Below are 15980 nucleotides of genomic sequence, written 5' to 3'. Positions count from 1 at the left end.
GGCCGGGCCGGTGTACGCCGCCGCCGTTATCCTGCCTTTGGGTCTGGATGTCCCTGGGCTAGACGACTCAAAAAAATTGACGGCAAAGAAGCGGGAGTCCCTGTTTCCCTTTATTCAGGAGCAGGCTCTGGCCTGCGCGGTCGCCTGGGTGGATGCCGCCGAGATCGACGCTACGGATATCCTAAGCGCCCGAATGAGGGCTATGCAGCTTGCCATCGATGGACTGCCTGTCCACCCTGACTTTGCATTGATCGACGGCAACCGGGACAGGGGGCGGACCTCCTCCATCACCGTGCCCCACCGCTGTATCGTGAAGGGGGACAGCCTGTCGGCCTCTGTCGCCGCCGCCTCTGTGCTGGCCAAGGTGAGCCGGGACCGCTTCATGCTGGAGATGGCGGAGCGGTATCCCCAATACAGATTTGACCAGCACAAGGGTTATGGTACCAAGCTGCACTATGAGCTGCTGCGGCGGTATGGCCCCAGTCCGATCCACCGCCGCACATTTTTGAAAAGCCTATGAGCGGACAGGAGAGCAGATTGCTGGGCCGATGGGGGGAGGCCTTGGCGGCTCAATGGCTGCGGGAACGTGGCTGCCGGATCCTGGCCGCTGGCTGGAGATGCCGCCAAGGGGAGATAGACCTGATCGCGCGGGAGGGGAACTTCCTGTGTTTTGTGGAGGTAAAGTTGCGCAAGAGTGGCAGCTTTGCTCGTGCCGGTGCCTTTGTGGATAGCCGGAAGCAGGAGAAGCTGCGTCTGGCCGCCCAGCTCTACCTAGCCGAAAACCCCACACAGCTCCAGCCCCGTTTTGATGTGGTGGAGATTTATGCCCCTCAGGGGACGGAAACGTGCCGCCCCCAGATTTCTAGAGTGGAAAACGCCTTTTAGGCCATCCACATTTCTCTCGGTTTTTCTTTCCTCAGAACTTGACCTGGGACCGGGAAACTGTCATAATAGAGCACAGTGGTCCTGTCGGATGGCAGGTAATACCGTTTTTGACTTTGTGAATCAAGATGGGAATGATCAAGATGCAATATGTCAGCACAAGAGATGTAAGTACCTCTTATATGGCCTCCCAGGCCATTATCCAGGGGTTGGCTCCAGACGGGGGCCTGATGACCCCCTTCTACATCCCCAAGCTGCCCGGTAAAGCCCTGGAGGACTTAAAGTCCATGTCCTACCAGCACCGGGCGGTTTACATCATGAAGCAATTTCTGGAGGAGTTCTCCGTTAAGGAGCTGACCGACTTCGCGGCGGCCGCCTATGGCCCGGAGAAGTTTGACACCCCGGCAGTCGCCCCTGTGCGCTCTCTGGATGGGAATACCCACTGCCTGGAGCTGTGGCATGGCCCTACCTGTGCCTTCAAAGATATGGCGCTCCAGATGCTGCCCCACCTGCTCACTGCCTCTTTGACCAAGAGGGAGGAGGAAAAGACTGTCTGCATCCTGGTGGCCACCTCCGGCGATACAGGCAAGGGAGCCCTGGAGGGCTTTAAGGATGTACCCCATACCCGCATCATGGTGTTCTATCCAAGGGACGGCGTGTCCCAGGTACAGGAGCTCCAGATGGTCACCCAGGAGGGGAATAACGTGGAGGTGACCGCGGTGCGAGGCAACTTTGATGACGCTCAGAGCGGCGTCAAGCGGCTGTTTTCCGATGGGGAACTGCGCAGAACTCTAGCGGACCGGGGATTTTTCTTCTCCTCCGCCAACTCCATCAACTGGGGCCGTGTTCTGCCCCAGATCGTCTACTACATCTCCGCCTACTGCGACCTGATGCGGGATGAGAAGATTGCTCCGGGCCAGACCATCAATGTCTGCGTGCCAACCGGCAATTTTGGCAATATCCTGGCCGCCTACTATGCCAAAGAGATGGGAGTGCCCATCGGCAAACTGATTTGCGCCTCCAATAGCAACAACGTCCTGACTGACTTCATCCGTACCGGCGTGTACGACCGCAAGCGTCCATTTCACAATACTATGTCCCCCTCCATGGACATCCTGATCTCCAGTAACCTGGAGCGTCTCCTGTTTGCTCTGACCCAGGACACCCAGGAGGTCAAGCAATATATGGAGCAGTTGAACGCCAGCGGCCGGTATGAGGTTCGCAAGCCCATTCTGGAGCGGCTGCAGAAGCTCTTCCAAGGTTACTGCTGTGATGACCGGGAAACGCAGCGTGTCATTGGTGAGGTGTACCGTCAGCACGATTATCTCATCGATCCACACACCGCCGTGGCCTTCTCTGCCCTGGACCAGTATCGGAAGGAGAGCGGAGATGATACCCCCTGTGTGGTGGTGTCCACCGCCAGTCCCTTCAAGTTCTGCGACAATGTGCTGGGAGCCCTGGGGGTGACGGAAGTGGCACAGGGGCTGGACGCTCTGGACCAGTTGTCCGCCAAGACCGGACTGCCCGCTCCCGCTCCGTTGTCCTCTCTGCGTAACAAGGAAATTCGCTTTACGAGGACGGTGGAGAAAGAGAATATGGTGGACGCGGTGCTGTCCATGCTGGTGTGAGCCCATGGCCCTGTATGCCATTGGAGATACCCATTTATCCCTCTCCAGCGGAAAGCCTATGGATGTTTTTGGCGGGGGCTGGACGGGGTATGTGGATAAGTTGAAAGAGGGCTTCTCCCAGATCCGCCCGGAGGACACGGTGGTCTTGTGCGGCGACCTATCCTGGGCCATGGGATTGGAGGAGGCGAGGGAGGACTTCGCTTTTCTAAACGCCCTGCCTGGGAAGAAACTGCTGATGAAGGGCAATCACGACTACTGGTGGAATACCGCCGCCAAAATGGAGCGGTTCTTCCAGGAAAATGGATTTACCACCTTCCATCTGCTCCACAATAACTGCCATTTCTATGGGGACATCGCCCTGTGCGGGACCAGGGGATGGTTTTATGAGGAGGACAGGGAGGGGCACGGCACCAAGATTTTCAACCGGGAGCTGATTCGGCTGGAGGCGTCCCTGAAGGCCGGGGGGGAGAAGGAAAAATTCTGCTTTCTCCACTACCCCCCTCTCTATCAGGGTTATCGCTGCCAGGAGATCATCGACCTGATGGAGCGGTATGGCGTTACCCGCTGCTACTATGGCCACCTCCACGGCGGAAGCCACCGTCTGGCGGCCTCTGGAAAGCATGGCGGCATTGAGTACCACCTGGTTTCGGCGGATTATTTGGGGTTTCGACCGGAAAAGTTGGTGGAAGATTGAAAAATTCATGGAAAATTCTTAAAAATCCTCTGGTCAAACAGAGAGATATCTGGTAAAATATCGTGGCGAAAGTAAAAAGGCGCTGTTCTTTCCCCCTTTGGGATGGAGATGCGCCCACAGGAGGAAGTAAACAAATGAAGGTCACCAGTGTTGAGAAGAAAGAGAAAAGCACCGTCGAGCTGACCATCCAGATCGACGCCGCCCAGTTCGAGGCCGCCGTTCAGAAGGCCTATCTAAAGAGCCGCGGCTCTATCTCCGTCCCCGGCTTCCGCAAGGGCAAGGCCCCCCGCAAGATTATCGAGGGGATGTACGGCGCTGGCGTATTCTATGAGGATGCTATCAACGACGTCTACCCCTCCGCTTATGAGGAGGCTGTCAAGGAACAGGGGCTGGACGATGTAGGCTATCCAAAGATGGAGATCGTTGAGGTGGGTAAGGAGGGCTTTACCTTCAAGGCTCTGGTTTCTGTCCGACCCGAGGTCAAGCTGGGTACTTACAAGGGCATCACTGCCCCTAAGGAGGAGCCCAAGATTACCGAGAAGGACGTCGACGAGGAGATGAAGCCCTTTGTCGAGCGGGCGACCCGCCTGGTCAGCGTCAAGCGCAAGGCCAAGAAGGGCGACACTGCCGTCATCGACTTTGAGGGCTTTGACAACGGCACCCCCTTTGAGGGAGGCAAGGGCGAGAACTACGACCTGAAGCTGGGCTCCGGCGCCTTTGTTCCCGGCTTTGAGGAGCAGATCATCGGCATGAAGGCCGGCGAGGAGAAGGACCTGGATATCACCTTCCCGGAGGACTACCATGCGGATCTGGCCGGTAAGGCTGTGGTATTCCATGTGAAGGTCAACGAGGTCAAGGAGTCCCAGGCCCCTGCCGTTGATGATGAGTTTGCCAAGGATGTGTCCGAGTTTGAAACGCTGGAGGCATTCCGGGCCGACCTGAAGGAGAAGGTCACCCAGCGCCGCCAGCAGCAGGCTCAGGCTGACTTTGAGAACGCCGTGATGGATCAGCTGGTGGAGGATATGGAGTGCGAGATCCCGGACGGCATGGTGGAGGTCCAGGTGGACCGCCTGATGGACGACTACGCCATGCGCCTCCAGGGTCAGGGCATCTCCATGGACGATTATATGAAGATGATGGGGATGAGCCCGGAGATGCTGCGCACCTCCGCACGTCCCGCCGCCCTGAAGCAGGTGCAGACTGAGCTGGCCCTTACCGCCGTGGCCGACGCCGAGAAGCTGGAGGTCACTGAGGAGGAGCTAGAGGCTGAGTTCAGCCGTCTGGCTGAACAGTACGGCCTGAAGGTTGAGCAGGTGAAGGCAGCGGTTCCCGCCGAGGACCTGAAAAAGGACCTGCGGCTGAAGAAGGCCAGCAGTCTGGTCATTGCTGAGGCCAAGTCTGGAAAGGCCAAGAAGAAGGCTGCTGCCAAGAAGACGGAGGCCGCCGAGGCAGCTGCTGAGGAAGCCCCTGCCGAGGAGAAGCCTAAGCGCGCCCGCAAAAAGAAGACCGAGGAGCCCAAGGCTGAGTGATGCTGTCACGTCCGGGGTGGGGAACCGCTCCGGGCGTGTCCATATTTTTGCAGACGTGGAGTAACAAGGCGCCGGTGAGGCCATGGAGCAGGGCGGCACACCGCCCGCTCCTGAGATCGTCCCTTTTTCTCTGGTGGGCCGGAGGAATCATTTTCCGGCTGGACGGGTATACTCTGGTATCACCGTCCCAAAAGAAGGAGTATGTGATTATGAGTTTAGTTCCTTATGTAGTAGAGCAGACCAACCGCGGCGAGCGGTCCTATGACATCTTCTCCCGCCTGCTCAACGACCGTATTATCATGCTGTCAGAGGAGGTCAATGACACCACAGCCTCCCTGGTGGTGGCTCAACTGCTGTATCTGGAGGCCCAGGACCCGGATAAGGATATCCAGTTCTATATCAACAGCCCCGGTGGCTCTGTTACCGCCGGAATGGCCATCTATGACACCATGCAGTATATCAAGTGCGATGTGTCCACCATCTGCGTGGGGCTGGCAGCCTCTATGGGCGCCTTCCTGCTGGCTGCTGGAGCCAAGGGTAAGCGGCTGGCTCTGCCTAACGCTGAGATCATGATCCACCAGCCCTCCGCCGGGACCCAAGGGCAGATCACCGATATGGCCATCCACCTGAAGCGGCTGGAGGTAGTCAAGAGCCGGATGAACCGCATTCTGGCGGAGAATACCGGCAAACCCATTGAAGTGGTCACCGCGGACTGTGAGCGGGACAACTTTATGACCGCTCAGGAGGCCATGGAGTATGGCCTGATCGATAAGGTCATCGATAAGCGCTGACCTGGAGAACGCTCAGGGTCAGCCCCGATTTCCCACCATAGAGTTTATGAGGTGTACCAATGGCGCGAAATGATGAAAAAAGCATCCGCTGTTCCTTCTGCGGAAAGCATCAGGACCAGGTCCGCCGGATCATTGCCGGGCCTGGGGCCTATATCTGCAACGAGTGTGTCCAACTGTGTATGGGGATTCTGGACGAGGACAACGACCCCATCCAGGATGCCTTAGACAGCGATATCCCCGATGTAATCCCCACCCCAAAGGAAATACACGCTGTTCTGGACCAGTATATTATTGGTCAGGAGAAGGCCAAAGTGGCCCTCTCTGTGGCCGTGTATAACCATTATAAACGCATCTACTTCGGCGGGGCGGAGGATGTGGAGCTTCAAAAGAGCAATATTCTGCTCATGGGTCCCACCGGCTGCGGGAAGACTCTGTTTGCCCAGACACTGGCTCGAGTGCTGAAGGTCCCATTTGCCATCGCTGACGCCACCACACTGACTGAGGCGGGCTATGTGGGTGACGATGTGGAGAACATCCTGCTGCGTCTGGTTCAGGCGGCCGACTACGACATCGAGCTGGCGGAGCGGGGCATCATCTACATCGACGAGATGGATAAGATCGCCCGCAAAAGCGAGAATACGTCTATTACCAGGGACGTGTCCGGCGAAGGGGTGCAGCAGGCCCTGCTGAAGATTCTGGAGGGTACCGTGGCTAATGTCCCCCCACAGGGCGGACGGAAACATCCCCACCAGGAGTTTATCCAGATTGATACCAAGAACATTCTCTTTATCTGCGGTGGCGCCTTTGACGGCATCGACAAGATCATTGAGAACCGCCTGGATAAGCGAACCCTTGGCTTTGGGGCGGAGATCCAGAGCAGGAAGGAGCGCAACGTGGGCCAGTTGATGGCCGAGGTCCAGCCCCACGACCTGCTGAAATTCGGAATCATCCCGGAGTTGGTAGGCCGCCTGCCTGTCATCACTACCCTTCAGTCTCTGGACCGGGACCAGATGGTCCAGATCTTGACGGAGCCCAAAAATGCCCTGGTCAAGCAGTACCAGAAGCTATTGGAATACGACCAGGTGGAGCTGGACTTCAGCCGGGAGGCCCTGGAGGCGGTGGCCGACGTGGCAGTAAAGCGGGGCATCGGTGCTCGCGGCCTCCGTGCGGTGCTGGAGGAGATCATGACCAAGGTTATGTACGATGTGCCCTCTGACCCCACTATCGTGAAGGTAACCATTACCGCCGCTACCGTGCAGGATGGTGCTCCGGCTGAATTGACCTATGACCCGGAACGCTGCCGCCGTCCCCGTCTGGGAAAAGCGGCGCTTAAGGCCGAGCGCGGCGGTGTCCCCGGCACCAACGCCGGATAAAAGAGAAATCTTGAATGCCCCGCGGAGCCCCCGGATCGGCGGGCCCCGGGGCATTTCGCTGTATCGACCAGAGAGGAAGTGACCACATGACGACCACACAGAAGGATATCCTCCACACCAGCACTATGCCGGTTATCGCTCTGCGGGGGCTGACCATTTTCCCCAACGTGCTGATCCATTTTGATGTGGCCAGGGATATCTCCATCAAATCCTTGGAAACTGCTATGACGACCGGCAGCCCTGTGTTCCTGGTGGCCCAAAAGGATATCTCCGTGGAGGTGCCGGACCAGTGCGACCTGTACGTGGTAGGAACCATCTCCAATGTACGCCAGATCCTCCGTATGCCAGGAGACAATGTCCGGGTTATGGTAGAGGGGCAGGCCAGAGGCAAGCTGCTCCGCCTCCTGCGGACCGAGCCCTATCTGGAGGGGGAGATACTGGAACTGCCAGAGGAGGAGCGGACTGGAACAAGCGCCCGGACCGAAGCACTAATGCGCTCCACCTACGAGCTCTTTCAGCGGTATACGGAGCTGGCCCCTAAGGTATCTCCAGACCTGCTGATCCATGTATTGGCCAGCCAGGACCCAGGCTATATCTCTGACTATATCGCCCAAAACATCCCCATGCGAAACAGCGACAAGCAGACCATTCTGGAGGAGCGGCGGCCCCTGCGCCGCCTGGAGAAGCTGCATCGGCTGCTGGACCGGGAGGTGGAGATACTGGCTCTGGACAACGAGATACAGAGCAAAGCCAGAGAGCAGATGTCCGACCAGCAGCGGGATTACTACCTCAGGGAGCAGATGAAGGCCATCCAGAACGAGCTTGGAGAGGGTGATGGGGCCGACGAGTTCGAGGAGTACCGTCAGAAGATCGCCAAGGCCGCCCTGCCTGATGAGGTGCGGGAGAAGTTGACCAAGGAGCTGAACCGGCTGACCAAGCAGCCCTTCGGATCCTCGGAGGCCACTGTTCTGCGCAGCTATCTGGACGTATGTTTGGAGCTGCCTTGGGGAAAATACACCAAGGAGAAGATCAGCGTCCCGGCTGTCCGCCGGGTGCTGGACCAGGAGCACTACGGCCTGGATAAGGTGAAGGAGCGCATCCTGGAATTTGTGGCAGTCAAGCAGCTGGCCCCGGCGTTGAAAGGACAGGTACTCTGCCTGGTGGGCCCGCCCGGAGTGGGTAAGACCTCCATCGCCATGTCTATGGCAAAGGCTATGAACCGGAAGCTGGCCCGTCTCTCCCTGGGCGGCGTCAGCGATGAGGCGGAGATTCGGGGGCACCGCAAGACCTATGTGGGAGCCATGCCGGGCCGCATCATCACCGCAATCCAGCAGGCGGGCAGCTGCAATCCGCTGATCCTGTTGGACGAGATCGACAAGCTGGGCCGGGACCACCGGGGCGACCCCTCCTCCGCGCTTCTGGAGGTGTTGGACGGAGAACAGAATGCCACCTTCCGGGATAACTTCCTGGAGGTCCCCTTTGACCTGTCTCAAGTCCTGTTTATTACCACCGCGAATACTCTGGATACCATTCCCCGGCCTCTGCTGGATCGGATGGAGGTCATCGAGCTGTCCAGCTACACCGACGAGGAGAAGGTTCAGATTGGGAAAAAGCATCTGCTTCCGAAGGAGATGAAGCGCCACGGCCTGGAAAAGAGCCAGCTGAAGGTATCCGACAGCGCCCTGCGGGAGATCATCTCAGCCTATACCCGGGAATCGGGAGTTCGGGTGCTGGAGCGAATGCTGGCTGCCATCTGCCGCAAAACCGCAATGAGAGTGGTTTCAGATGGCGTAAAGTCGATTCACATTACAGAAAAAGATCTCAAGGAGTATCTGGGGGTCCCACGCTACTACCCCGAGCGGCAGGCCCTGGAAGAGCGGATAGGCGTGGTCAATGGCCTGGCCTGGACCTCTGTGGGCGGCGAGCTGCTGGAGGTGGAGGTGAATGTGGTCCCAGGGGCCGGAAAGGTAGAGCTCACCGGAAATCTGGGAGATGTGATGAAGGAGAGCGCTTACGCCGCACTCAGCTTTATCCGCAGCCAGTCAGACCGGCTGGGGATCCCCGCCGATTTTTATAAGGAGAAGGATATCCACGTCCACTTCCCGGAGGGAGCCGTCCCCAAGGACGGGCCCTCTGCCGGCATCGCCATCACTACCGCCATGGTGTCCGCCCTGACTGGCTGCCCGGTGCGCCGTGGCATCGCCATGACCGGAGAGGTCACCCTCCGCGGCCGTGTCCTGCCCATCGGAGGTTTGAAGGAGAAAACGATGGCCGCTTTCCGAAACGGCATCAAAACGGTCATCCTGCCAGCGGACAACGGCAAGGACTTAGAGGAGATCGACCAGACGGTACGGAAGGCTCTCCAGTTTATCCTGGTAGAGCGGGCAGACCAGGTGTTGTCGGCAGCCCTCTCACACCCGCTGCCCTCCGCGGAGGAGCAGAGGGAGCCGTCCGCTCCAGTCCTGGGGACTGCAAAGAGAGCCCCTGGTCCCCGGCTGCGCCAGTGAGGAGGGGATAGGATGCCTGTCAACCTGCAAAAGGCGGAATTTATCCTGTCCGCCGCTTCCGCAAGGGACTTCCGGACCGACGGGCTGCCTCAGGTGGCCTTCGCCGGCCGTTCTAATGTGGGTAAGTCCTCGGTCATCAACCGGCTGTTGGGCCGAAAGAATTTTGCACGGGTGGGTGCCGCCCCGGGCAAGACCATCCACATTAATTACTTTTTGATTGATGGGGGCTTCTACCTGGTGGACCTGCCAGGATATGGCTACGCCAGGGTGTCCAAGAGTGAACGAGACCGGTGGGCGCGGCTGATGGAGTCCTACTTCGCCCATCCGGAGCTGATGACCCTGGGGGTGATGATCGTAGACTCCCGGCATAACCCCACCGCCGATGACTGTACCATGGCCCAATGGTTCCGTGACACGGGGCGGCCCATGGTAGTGGTGGCCAACAAACTGGATAAGCTGAAAAAGAGCGAGATCGGTCCCAACCTCCAGAGGATCCGGGAAACCCTGGAGCTGGACGAGGAGACCATCGTTATCCCCTTTTCGGCTGAGAAGGGGACCGGCAGGGAGGAACTGCTGTCGGCTATCCTGTCCGGCGCCGGAGTGAGCTGAAGGATCCCCGGTATGCCCTGCGGCATACCGGGGATCTTTGTACAGGAGAGACTTTATTCTCTATATTGGGAAACCGCTGTTCACGCCTTGTGTTTTGGCTCCATAGCTGGTATAATATTCTGACACAATTTTCCCCAAAGAGGTGAGCCCATGGAAGCACCCATCTACCACCTGGAAGGGGTGGTGAAGGCCAAGGAAGAAAATATGGAGGACTTCGTGGGCCCGCTGGACCTGATTCTCCATCTTTTGAGCAAGAATAAGATGGAGATCAAGGACATTCAGATATCGCTGATCCTGGACCAGTATCTGGAATGGATGAACAAGCGGAAGGAATTGGACCTGGAGGTGGCCAGTGAGTTTATCACAATGGCCTCTCATCTGATCTATATCAAGACTCGGATGCTCCTGTCCATCCACGATGAAGAGGCACTCAGCGAGGTGGAGCAGCTCATCGCTACACTAGAGGCCCATCAGAGAAATGAAAATTTTTTGAAGATCAAGGAAGTCATCCCTGTGCTGGATACCAGGTTCCACTATGGGCGGGACTATCTGACCAAAGTGCCGGAGCCGGTCCAGCCGGACAGGACCTATCGCTATGTCCATGACAGGGAGGATATTTGGAAGGCTATGACCGCTGTATTGTCCCGGACAGACAACAAACTCCCGCCTCCTGTTTCCGCCTTCCAAGGCATCGTGGGCCGGGAGCCCTACCCCGTGACAGACAAAGCGGGAGAGATCGTCCGGCGGTTGCTCCAGTTCGGCGTTACCCGCTTTCGGGCCCTGTTCAAGGGGAACCGGAGCCGCTCCGAAGTGGTGGCTACTTTCCTGGCAGTGCTGGAACTGTGCAAAGCGCGCCGGGTCAGGTTGGCGGGTACCGAGTCGGACTGTACTGTCACCTGCACCCAGGCGGAGGGGGAGACGCCGGCGGAGTTTACCGCCGACAGCTACTAAGAGGAGGATAGCTCTGTGGAACTGAAGGAATTGGAATCCGCTCTGGAGGGTGTCCTCTTTGCCTCTGGAGAGCCGGTGGCTGTGGAGCGGCTGTGTCTGGGGCTGGAGGTGGACAGGCCCACCCTGGACGCTGTGGCCCAGCGGCTGATGGACCAGTACAGCTATGAGCGGCGGGGAATACGGCTGATCAAGCTGGATACCAGCTATCAGCTGTGCTCCGCGCCGGAGTTCGCCCCCTATATCAGAAAGACGCTGGAGAGCCGCAAGCCGGCCCGCCTGTCTCAGCCCGCCCTGGAGGTACTGGCGATTATCGCCTATTATCAGCCGGTGACCCGTGCCTATGTGGATCAGGTGAGGGGGGTAGACAGCTCCTATACGGTGGGGCTGCTGCTGGAGCGGGAGCTGATTGAGGAGGCGGGCCGCCTGGCTGTCCCCGGACGGCCGCTCCTGTTTCGGACCACCAAGAACTTCCTGCGTTCCTTTGGGTTGTCCAGCCTGGAGGAGCTGCCTGAGCTCCCCGACTCCTCCCAGGAGGGGAGTCAGATGACCCTGGAGCTGGAGGCGGCGGTAGCCAGGCTTAGGGCGGAGGAGGAGCAGGGGGCCGGGTTGCCGGCGGAGGACGGGCCATGAAGCTCCTGTTCACGGTGGCCGCCGTCCTGCTGGCCCTGCTCCTGCTGGGACAGGTCCGGGTGGGCTGTGTTGTGTCCTATCAGCAGGAGGGGCTGTTCCTCTGGCTGCGAACAGGGGTTGTCCGAATCAGAGTGCTCCCTTGGAAGCGGAAAAAGAAGGAAAAGCCTGTCCGGGGAAAAAAGATGGGAACGGACCTGACAGAAGAAAAACCTGTCCGCGTGAAGGGCGGGGGGCTGGAGTATGCCAAAAGGCTACTCCCCATCGCACTGGAGGCGGCGGGACAGTTTCAGAAGAAGCTGAAAATAGATATCCTGGATCTGGAATTGACCATAGGCGGTCAGGACCCTGCGGACGCGGCAATGGCCTATGGATGGGCAAACGGGGCCCTGGGCGCCCTGTGGTATCCCCTGGTAGAGGGGTTCCATATAGTAGATGGCCGGGCTAGGGTCAGGCTGGATTTGGAGGCTCCTGCCGTCAGTCTGCGGGGAAGGGCCTCCTTGTCCCTGAAGCTGGGGCAGATATGCCGGCTGGCGGTGTATTTTGGGATAAAAGCTCTGCGGGCTGTCATGGCGGCGCGTGGGGAACAAAAAGAGCAGAATGTGAGAAAGGCGGCCTGAGGGTATGGAAAAAAAGGACCATCTAAGTGAACTGATGAGCGTCACCATGGAGCACGTGAGGGCCATGGCGGACGCCAACACAATCATTGGCACCCCTATTCAAGCAGATGGAGTTACCCTGATCCCCGTGTCTAGGCTGTCCTTTGGGATAGCGGGCGGCGGGACCGAGTTTTCTACCAAAAAGCAGCCAGCCAGCGATCCGGCCTTCGGTGGGGGTAGCGGAGCCAGTGCTAAACTGGAGCCGGTGGCCTTTCTGATCCTCCGGGGAGGCTCCGTGAAGCTGCTGCCTGTGGCTCCTCCTCCCGCCACTACGGTGGACCGGGTCATTGAAGCGGTGCCCGAGGTAGTGGACAAGGTAACGGACTTTATTGAAAAGCAGCAGGAAAAAAAGGCACAGGAGGCGGAGCGGGCGGATTTTGCCGAATAAAGCCAAATTCGCAAAAATTTCCGGGCAACGAAAAAAGTTAGACTGCCATACTATGGTCACCTATGTTTTTGAAGAAGGTGACCGATATGAAACGGATCATGAGTTTGTGTCTGGCGGTGCTGACAGCGGCTGTTGCACCTGCCGCGGCCGCGGCGGCCTCCGGAGCGCCTGGTACCTCCGCCGCCTCGGTAGTCCTGATGGATGGAGAGAGCGGGCGGGTGCTATATGAGCAGAACGCCCATGAGCCGCGTCTTATCGCCAGCATCACCAAGCTGATGACCGCCCTGGTGGCCCTGGAATCAGGCCATGTGCTGGAAGAAGAAGTGACCATCTCCGGGGAGTGGGCCGGGGCTGAGGGCTCCTCCATCTACCTGCGGGCGGGGGAGCGGGTAAGTCTGGAGGCGCTGCTCTACGGGATGCTCCTACGCTCTGGAAACGATGCCGCTCTGGCGGTAGCCGGATACTGCGGCGGTACGGTGGAGCGGTTTGTGGACCGGATGAATCAGAAGGCTCAGGAGCTGGGGATGGCAGATACCCATTTCGCCAATCCCAATGGGCTCAACGCGGAGGGGCATTACTCCTCTGCCTATGATATGGCGCTGCTGGCCCAAGCCTGCCTGAAGAATGATACCTTGGCGCAGATAGTGTCCACCAAATCCATCACCATAGGGACCAGAACATTTACTAACCACAATAAGCTGTTGTGGCAGTATGAGGGCTGTATTGGACTGAAGACAGGATATACCGAGAAGGCAGGGCGCACATTGGTGTCAGCGGCCAGAAGGGAAGGGACTGCGCTGATCTGCGTCACTCTCAGTGACCCCAACGACTGGGCGGACCACACCCGTCTCTTTGACTGGGGTTTCTCCCACTATCGTGCGAAGGAACTGACACGTGCGGGGGAACAGGTCTGTCAGCTCCCGGTGGCGGACAGTCTGATCCCAGTGTGTCCCATATCAGCGGCCGAGGATTGTTCTGTGGCCTTGGCAGAGGGGGAGAAGCTCCAGTATGATATTCTGCTGGACCAGGAACTTCTGACCGCTCCGGTGGAGAGGGGGGCCCCTTTGGGCAGGGTGGTGTTCCGCTTGAAGGGGGAAGAAGTGGCGGATATCCCCCTGGTAGCCGGCGCCGATATCCCGCGGGACAGCGTATCGGTCCGCGGGCTGTGGGACAGGCTGTCGGACCGGTTGGCCCAGCTTTCGGAGAGATAGAGAAAGAGAAAGGCGGACCATGGAAGAACGACTGCAAAAGCTGATATCCTCCTGCGGACTGGCTTCCCGGAGAACGGCGGAGGAGTGGATTTCCTCTGGACGGGTCACAGTGAATGGAGAGAAAGCCCATCTGGGGGATCGAGCGGACCTGGACCGGGATCAGGTGCTGGTGGATGGCAAAAGGCTGCGCCCCGGGGGAGCACGGACCTACCTGATGCTCAATAAGCCCCGCGGCTATGTGTCCACCCTCTCTGACGAGCAGGGGAGAAAGACCGTGGCGGATCTGGTGTCCGGTTGCGGCGCGCGAGTGTGGCCCATCGGCCGGCTAGACCTGGATTCGGAAGGGCTGCTCCTTCTGACCGATAACGGGGAGATCACCCACAGGCTCCTCCATCCCAGCCACGAGGTGGAAAAAGAATATCTGGTCTGGGTGACTGGAAATGTAGAGAAAGCCCTGCCCATTCTGTCCGGCCCAATGGTGTTGGACGGGGAGAAGCTGGCTCCCGCCCAAGTTCGGCGGGGGCGGACCAGCGGAGGGGTGTCCCAGATGTCTGTCGTCATCCACCAGGGGAAAAACCGGCAGGTGCGCCGGATGTGTGCCCAGGCAGGACTCAATGTGCTGCGGCTGAAGCGGATTCGGGAGGGGGCGCTGCACCTGGACAGGACACTGGCCCCCGGAACATGGCGTAGGCTGACGGAGCAGGAGGTGCTCCTGCTGACGGGAGAAGAAACTACAGATAATTAAACAAGCTGCCCGGCGCTTTTTGCAAGAAAAAATGAATTTCTTGCAAAAAGCGCTTGCATTTTTGCAGGAAAACGGGTATGATAATCCATGAAAGGCGTGTACGCTTTGACTGACGTATAGTATCAGAGGGGTTTCTACATAAACGGGAGATGAGAACCATATGAATCGTGACATTTTGGCCCTGATACAGGAGAATATGCATACCTTTTCCAAGGGACAGAAGCGGATCGCTAGCTTTATCCTGGAGTCCTATGATAAGGCTGCCTTTATGACAGCCAGCAAGCTGGGCAAGAAGGTGAATGTGAGTGAGTCTACCGTGGTCCGGTTTGCTGCTGAGTTGGGCTATGATGGATACCCGGATATGCAGCGGTCGCTGCAAAAGATGATCCGTAACCGGCTGACATCCGTTCAGCGGATTGAGGTGACCAATGATCGGCTGGGCGACCAGGATCTGCTGTCTATGGTCCTGCAATCTGACATCGAGAAGATACGTCTTACCCTGGAGGAGCTGGACAGGGACAGCTTTGAGAAGGCTGTTGACGCCATCGTGTCTGCCCGGAAGCTCTACATCATCGGTGTCCGGTCCTGCGCGGCCATGGCAACCTTCATGTCCTTCTATTTCAATTTGATTTTCGATAATGTAGTCAAGGTATCCGCCACTACAGCCAGCGAGGTCTTTGAGAGTCTCCTACGAGTGGGGGAGGGGGATGTGGTTATCGGCGTCAGCTTTCCCCGGTATTCCAGCCGCACGGTTCAGGCGATGAACTTTGCACGGAGCCGGGGGGCAACTACCATCGCCATTACAGACAGCGAGGTATCCCCCCTGTCGCCCATCTCCACCTACACACTGAAGGCGCGTAGTGATATGGCCTCCTTTGTCGATTCTCTGGTGGCGCCCCTCTCACTGATTAACGCCCTGCTGGTGGCGGTGAGCCGGAAGAAAAATGACGACCTGGCCAATACCTTTGAGGACCTGGAGAAAATCTGGGAGGAGTACGGCGTCTATGAGAAGGTGCAGGAGTGAGCGGTACCCATTATGATCTGATTGTGGTGGGCGGTGGGGCCGCGGGTATGATGGCGGCCATCACCGCCGCCCGTCTGGGGGCAGAGGTCTGCCTGTTGGAGCGCAACCCCAAAGTGGGCCGGAAACTGTATATCACTGGCAAGGGTCGGTGTAATGTGACCAATCACTGTACGCCGGAGGAGGCACTAGCCGCCACGACCAGGAATGGACGTTTTCTATACAGCTCTATAAGCCGCACCACACCCGCCAATGTAGAGGAATTTTTTACCGGACTGGGCGTGGAGCTGAAGGTGGAGCGTGGGAATCGGGTATTCCCGCGGTCGGATAGGGCTTCGGATATCATCGACGCCTTATTCCAGGAG

General features: G+C 58.3%; 17 protein-coding genes. All 17 read left to right on the top strand.

Annotated features, from left to right (window positions below; all coding sequences use genetic code 11):
* On the top strand, nt 1-520 hold a 520-nt coding region (locus OCV64_RS07965), incomplete at its 5' end, for a ribonuclease HII (protein ID WP_262669767.1).
* Between the two features lie 17 nt (nt 521-537).
* Entirely contained in the window at nt 538-885 is a 348-nt protein-coding gene (locus OCV64_RS07960) for a YraN family protein (RefSeq protein WP_240287772.1), read from the top strand.
* Nucleotides 886-1025: 140 nt separating this feature from the next.
* Nucleotides 1026-2510, top strand: a complete 1485-nt coding sequence (gene thrC / locus OCV64_RS07955) for a threonine synthase (protein ID WP_262669810.1) — start codon at nt 1026-1028, stop codon at nt 2508-2510.
* A gap of 4 nt (nt 2511-2514) precedes the next feature.
* Nucleotides 2515-3204 (top strand): metallophosphoesterase, encoded by a 690-nt coding sequence (locus OCV64_RS07950; RefSeq protein WP_186852511.1) that lies wholly within the window; start codon nt 2515-2517, stop codon nt 3202-3204.
* A gap of 134 nt (nt 3205-3338) precedes the next feature.
* On the top strand, nt 3339-4733 hold the full coding sequence (gene tig / locus OCV64_RS07945) for a trigger factor (RefSeq protein WP_262669766.1): 1395 nt from the start codon (nt 3339-3341) through the stop codon (nt 4731-4733).
* A gap of 209 nt (nt 4734-4942) precedes the next feature.
* Nucleotides 4943-5524 carry an ATP-dependent Clp endopeptidase proteolytic subunit ClpP gene (gene clpP, locus OCV64_RS07940; RefSeq protein ID WP_147572241.1) on the top strand — a complete coding sequence of 194 codons (582 nt, stop codon included), beginning with the start codon at nt 4943-4945 and terminating at the stop codon, nt 5522-5524.
* A gap of 59 nt (nt 5525-5583) precedes the next feature.
* On the top strand, nt 5584-6897 hold the full coding sequence (clpX, locus tag OCV64_RS07935; RefSeq protein WP_147572242.1) for an ATP-dependent Clp protease ATP-binding subunit ClpX: 1314 nt from the start codon (nt 5584-5586) through the stop codon (nt 6895-6897).
* An 86-nt stretch (nt 6898-6983) separates the two neighbouring features.
* On the top strand, nt 6984-9404 hold the full coding sequence (gene lon, locus OCV64_RS07930; RefSeq protein WP_262669765.1) for an endopeptidase La: 2421 nt from the start codon (nt 6984-6986) through the stop codon (nt 9402-9404).
* A gap of 12 nt (nt 9405-9416) precedes the next feature.
* Complete coding sequence (gene yihA, locus OCV64_RS07925) at nt 9417-10013, top strand: ribosome biogenesis GTP-binding protein YihA/YsxC (protein WP_262669764.1); 597 nt, start codon at nt 9417-9419, stop codon at nt 10011-10013.
* Between the two features lie 150 nt (nt 10014-10163).
* Nucleotides 10164-10964 (top strand): segregation and condensation protein A, encoded by an 801-nt coding sequence (locus tag OCV64_RS07920; protein WP_147572245.1) that lies wholly within the window; start codon nt 10164-10166, stop codon nt 10962-10964.
* Nucleotides 10965-10979: 15 nt separating this feature from the next.
* On the top strand, nt 10980-11594 hold the full coding sequence (scpB, locus tag OCV64_RS07915; RefSeq protein ID WP_147572246.1) for an SMC-Scp complex subunit ScpB: 615 nt from the start codon (nt 10980-10982) through the stop codon (nt 11592-11594).
* Nucleotides 11591-12211 (top strand): DUF2953 domain-containing protein, encoded by a 621-nt coding sequence (locus tag OCV64_RS07910; RefSeq protein ID WP_147572247.1) that lies wholly within the window; start codon nt 11591-11593, stop codon nt 12209-12211. Before scpB ends, OCV64_RS07910 begins: the two co-directional genes overlap by 4 nt.
* A 4-nt stretch (nt 12212-12215) precedes the next feature.
* On the top strand, nt 12216-12638 hold the full coding sequence (locus OCV64_RS07905; RefSeq protein WP_240287768.1) for a GerW family sporulation protein: 423 nt from the start codon (nt 12216-12218) through the stop codon (nt 12636-12638).
* A gap of 86 nt (nt 12639-12724) precedes the next feature.
* Nucleotides 12725-13849 carry a D-alanyl-D-alanine carboxypeptidase family protein gene (locus OCV64_RS07900; protein ID WP_147572249.1) on the top strand — a complete coding sequence of 375 codons (1125 nt, stop codon included), beginning with the start codon at nt 12725-12727 and terminating at the stop codon, nt 13847-13849.
* A gap of 19 nt (nt 13850-13868) precedes the next feature.
* Nucleotides 13869-14594, top strand: coding sequence for a pseudouridine synthase (locus OCV64_RS07895; RefSeq protein WP_147572250.1), 726 nt, complete (start codon nt 13869-13871; stop codon nt 14592-14594).
* A 160-nt stretch (nt 14595-14754) separates the two neighbouring features.
* On the top strand, nt 14755-15618 hold the full coding sequence (locus OCV64_RS07890; protein ID WP_147572251.1) for a MurR/RpiR family transcriptional regulator: 864 nt from the start codon (nt 14755-14757) through the stop codon (nt 15616-15618).
* On the top strand, nt 15615-15980 hold a 366-nt coding region (locus OCV64_RS07885; protein ID WP_262669763.1), incomplete at its 3' end, for an FAD-dependent oxidoreductase. The genes OCV64_RS07890 and OCV64_RS07885, both read left to right, overlap by 4 nt.

Source organism: Muriventricola aceti, from assembly GCF_025567565.1.
GTDB classification, from domain to species: domain Bacteria; phylum Bacillota; class Clostridia; order Oscillospirales; family Oscillospiraceae; genus Lawsonibacter; species Lawsonibacter aceti.
Note: the sequence above shows the minus strand (reverse complement) of the source record. Positions and strands in the feature narration are given on the sequence as shown.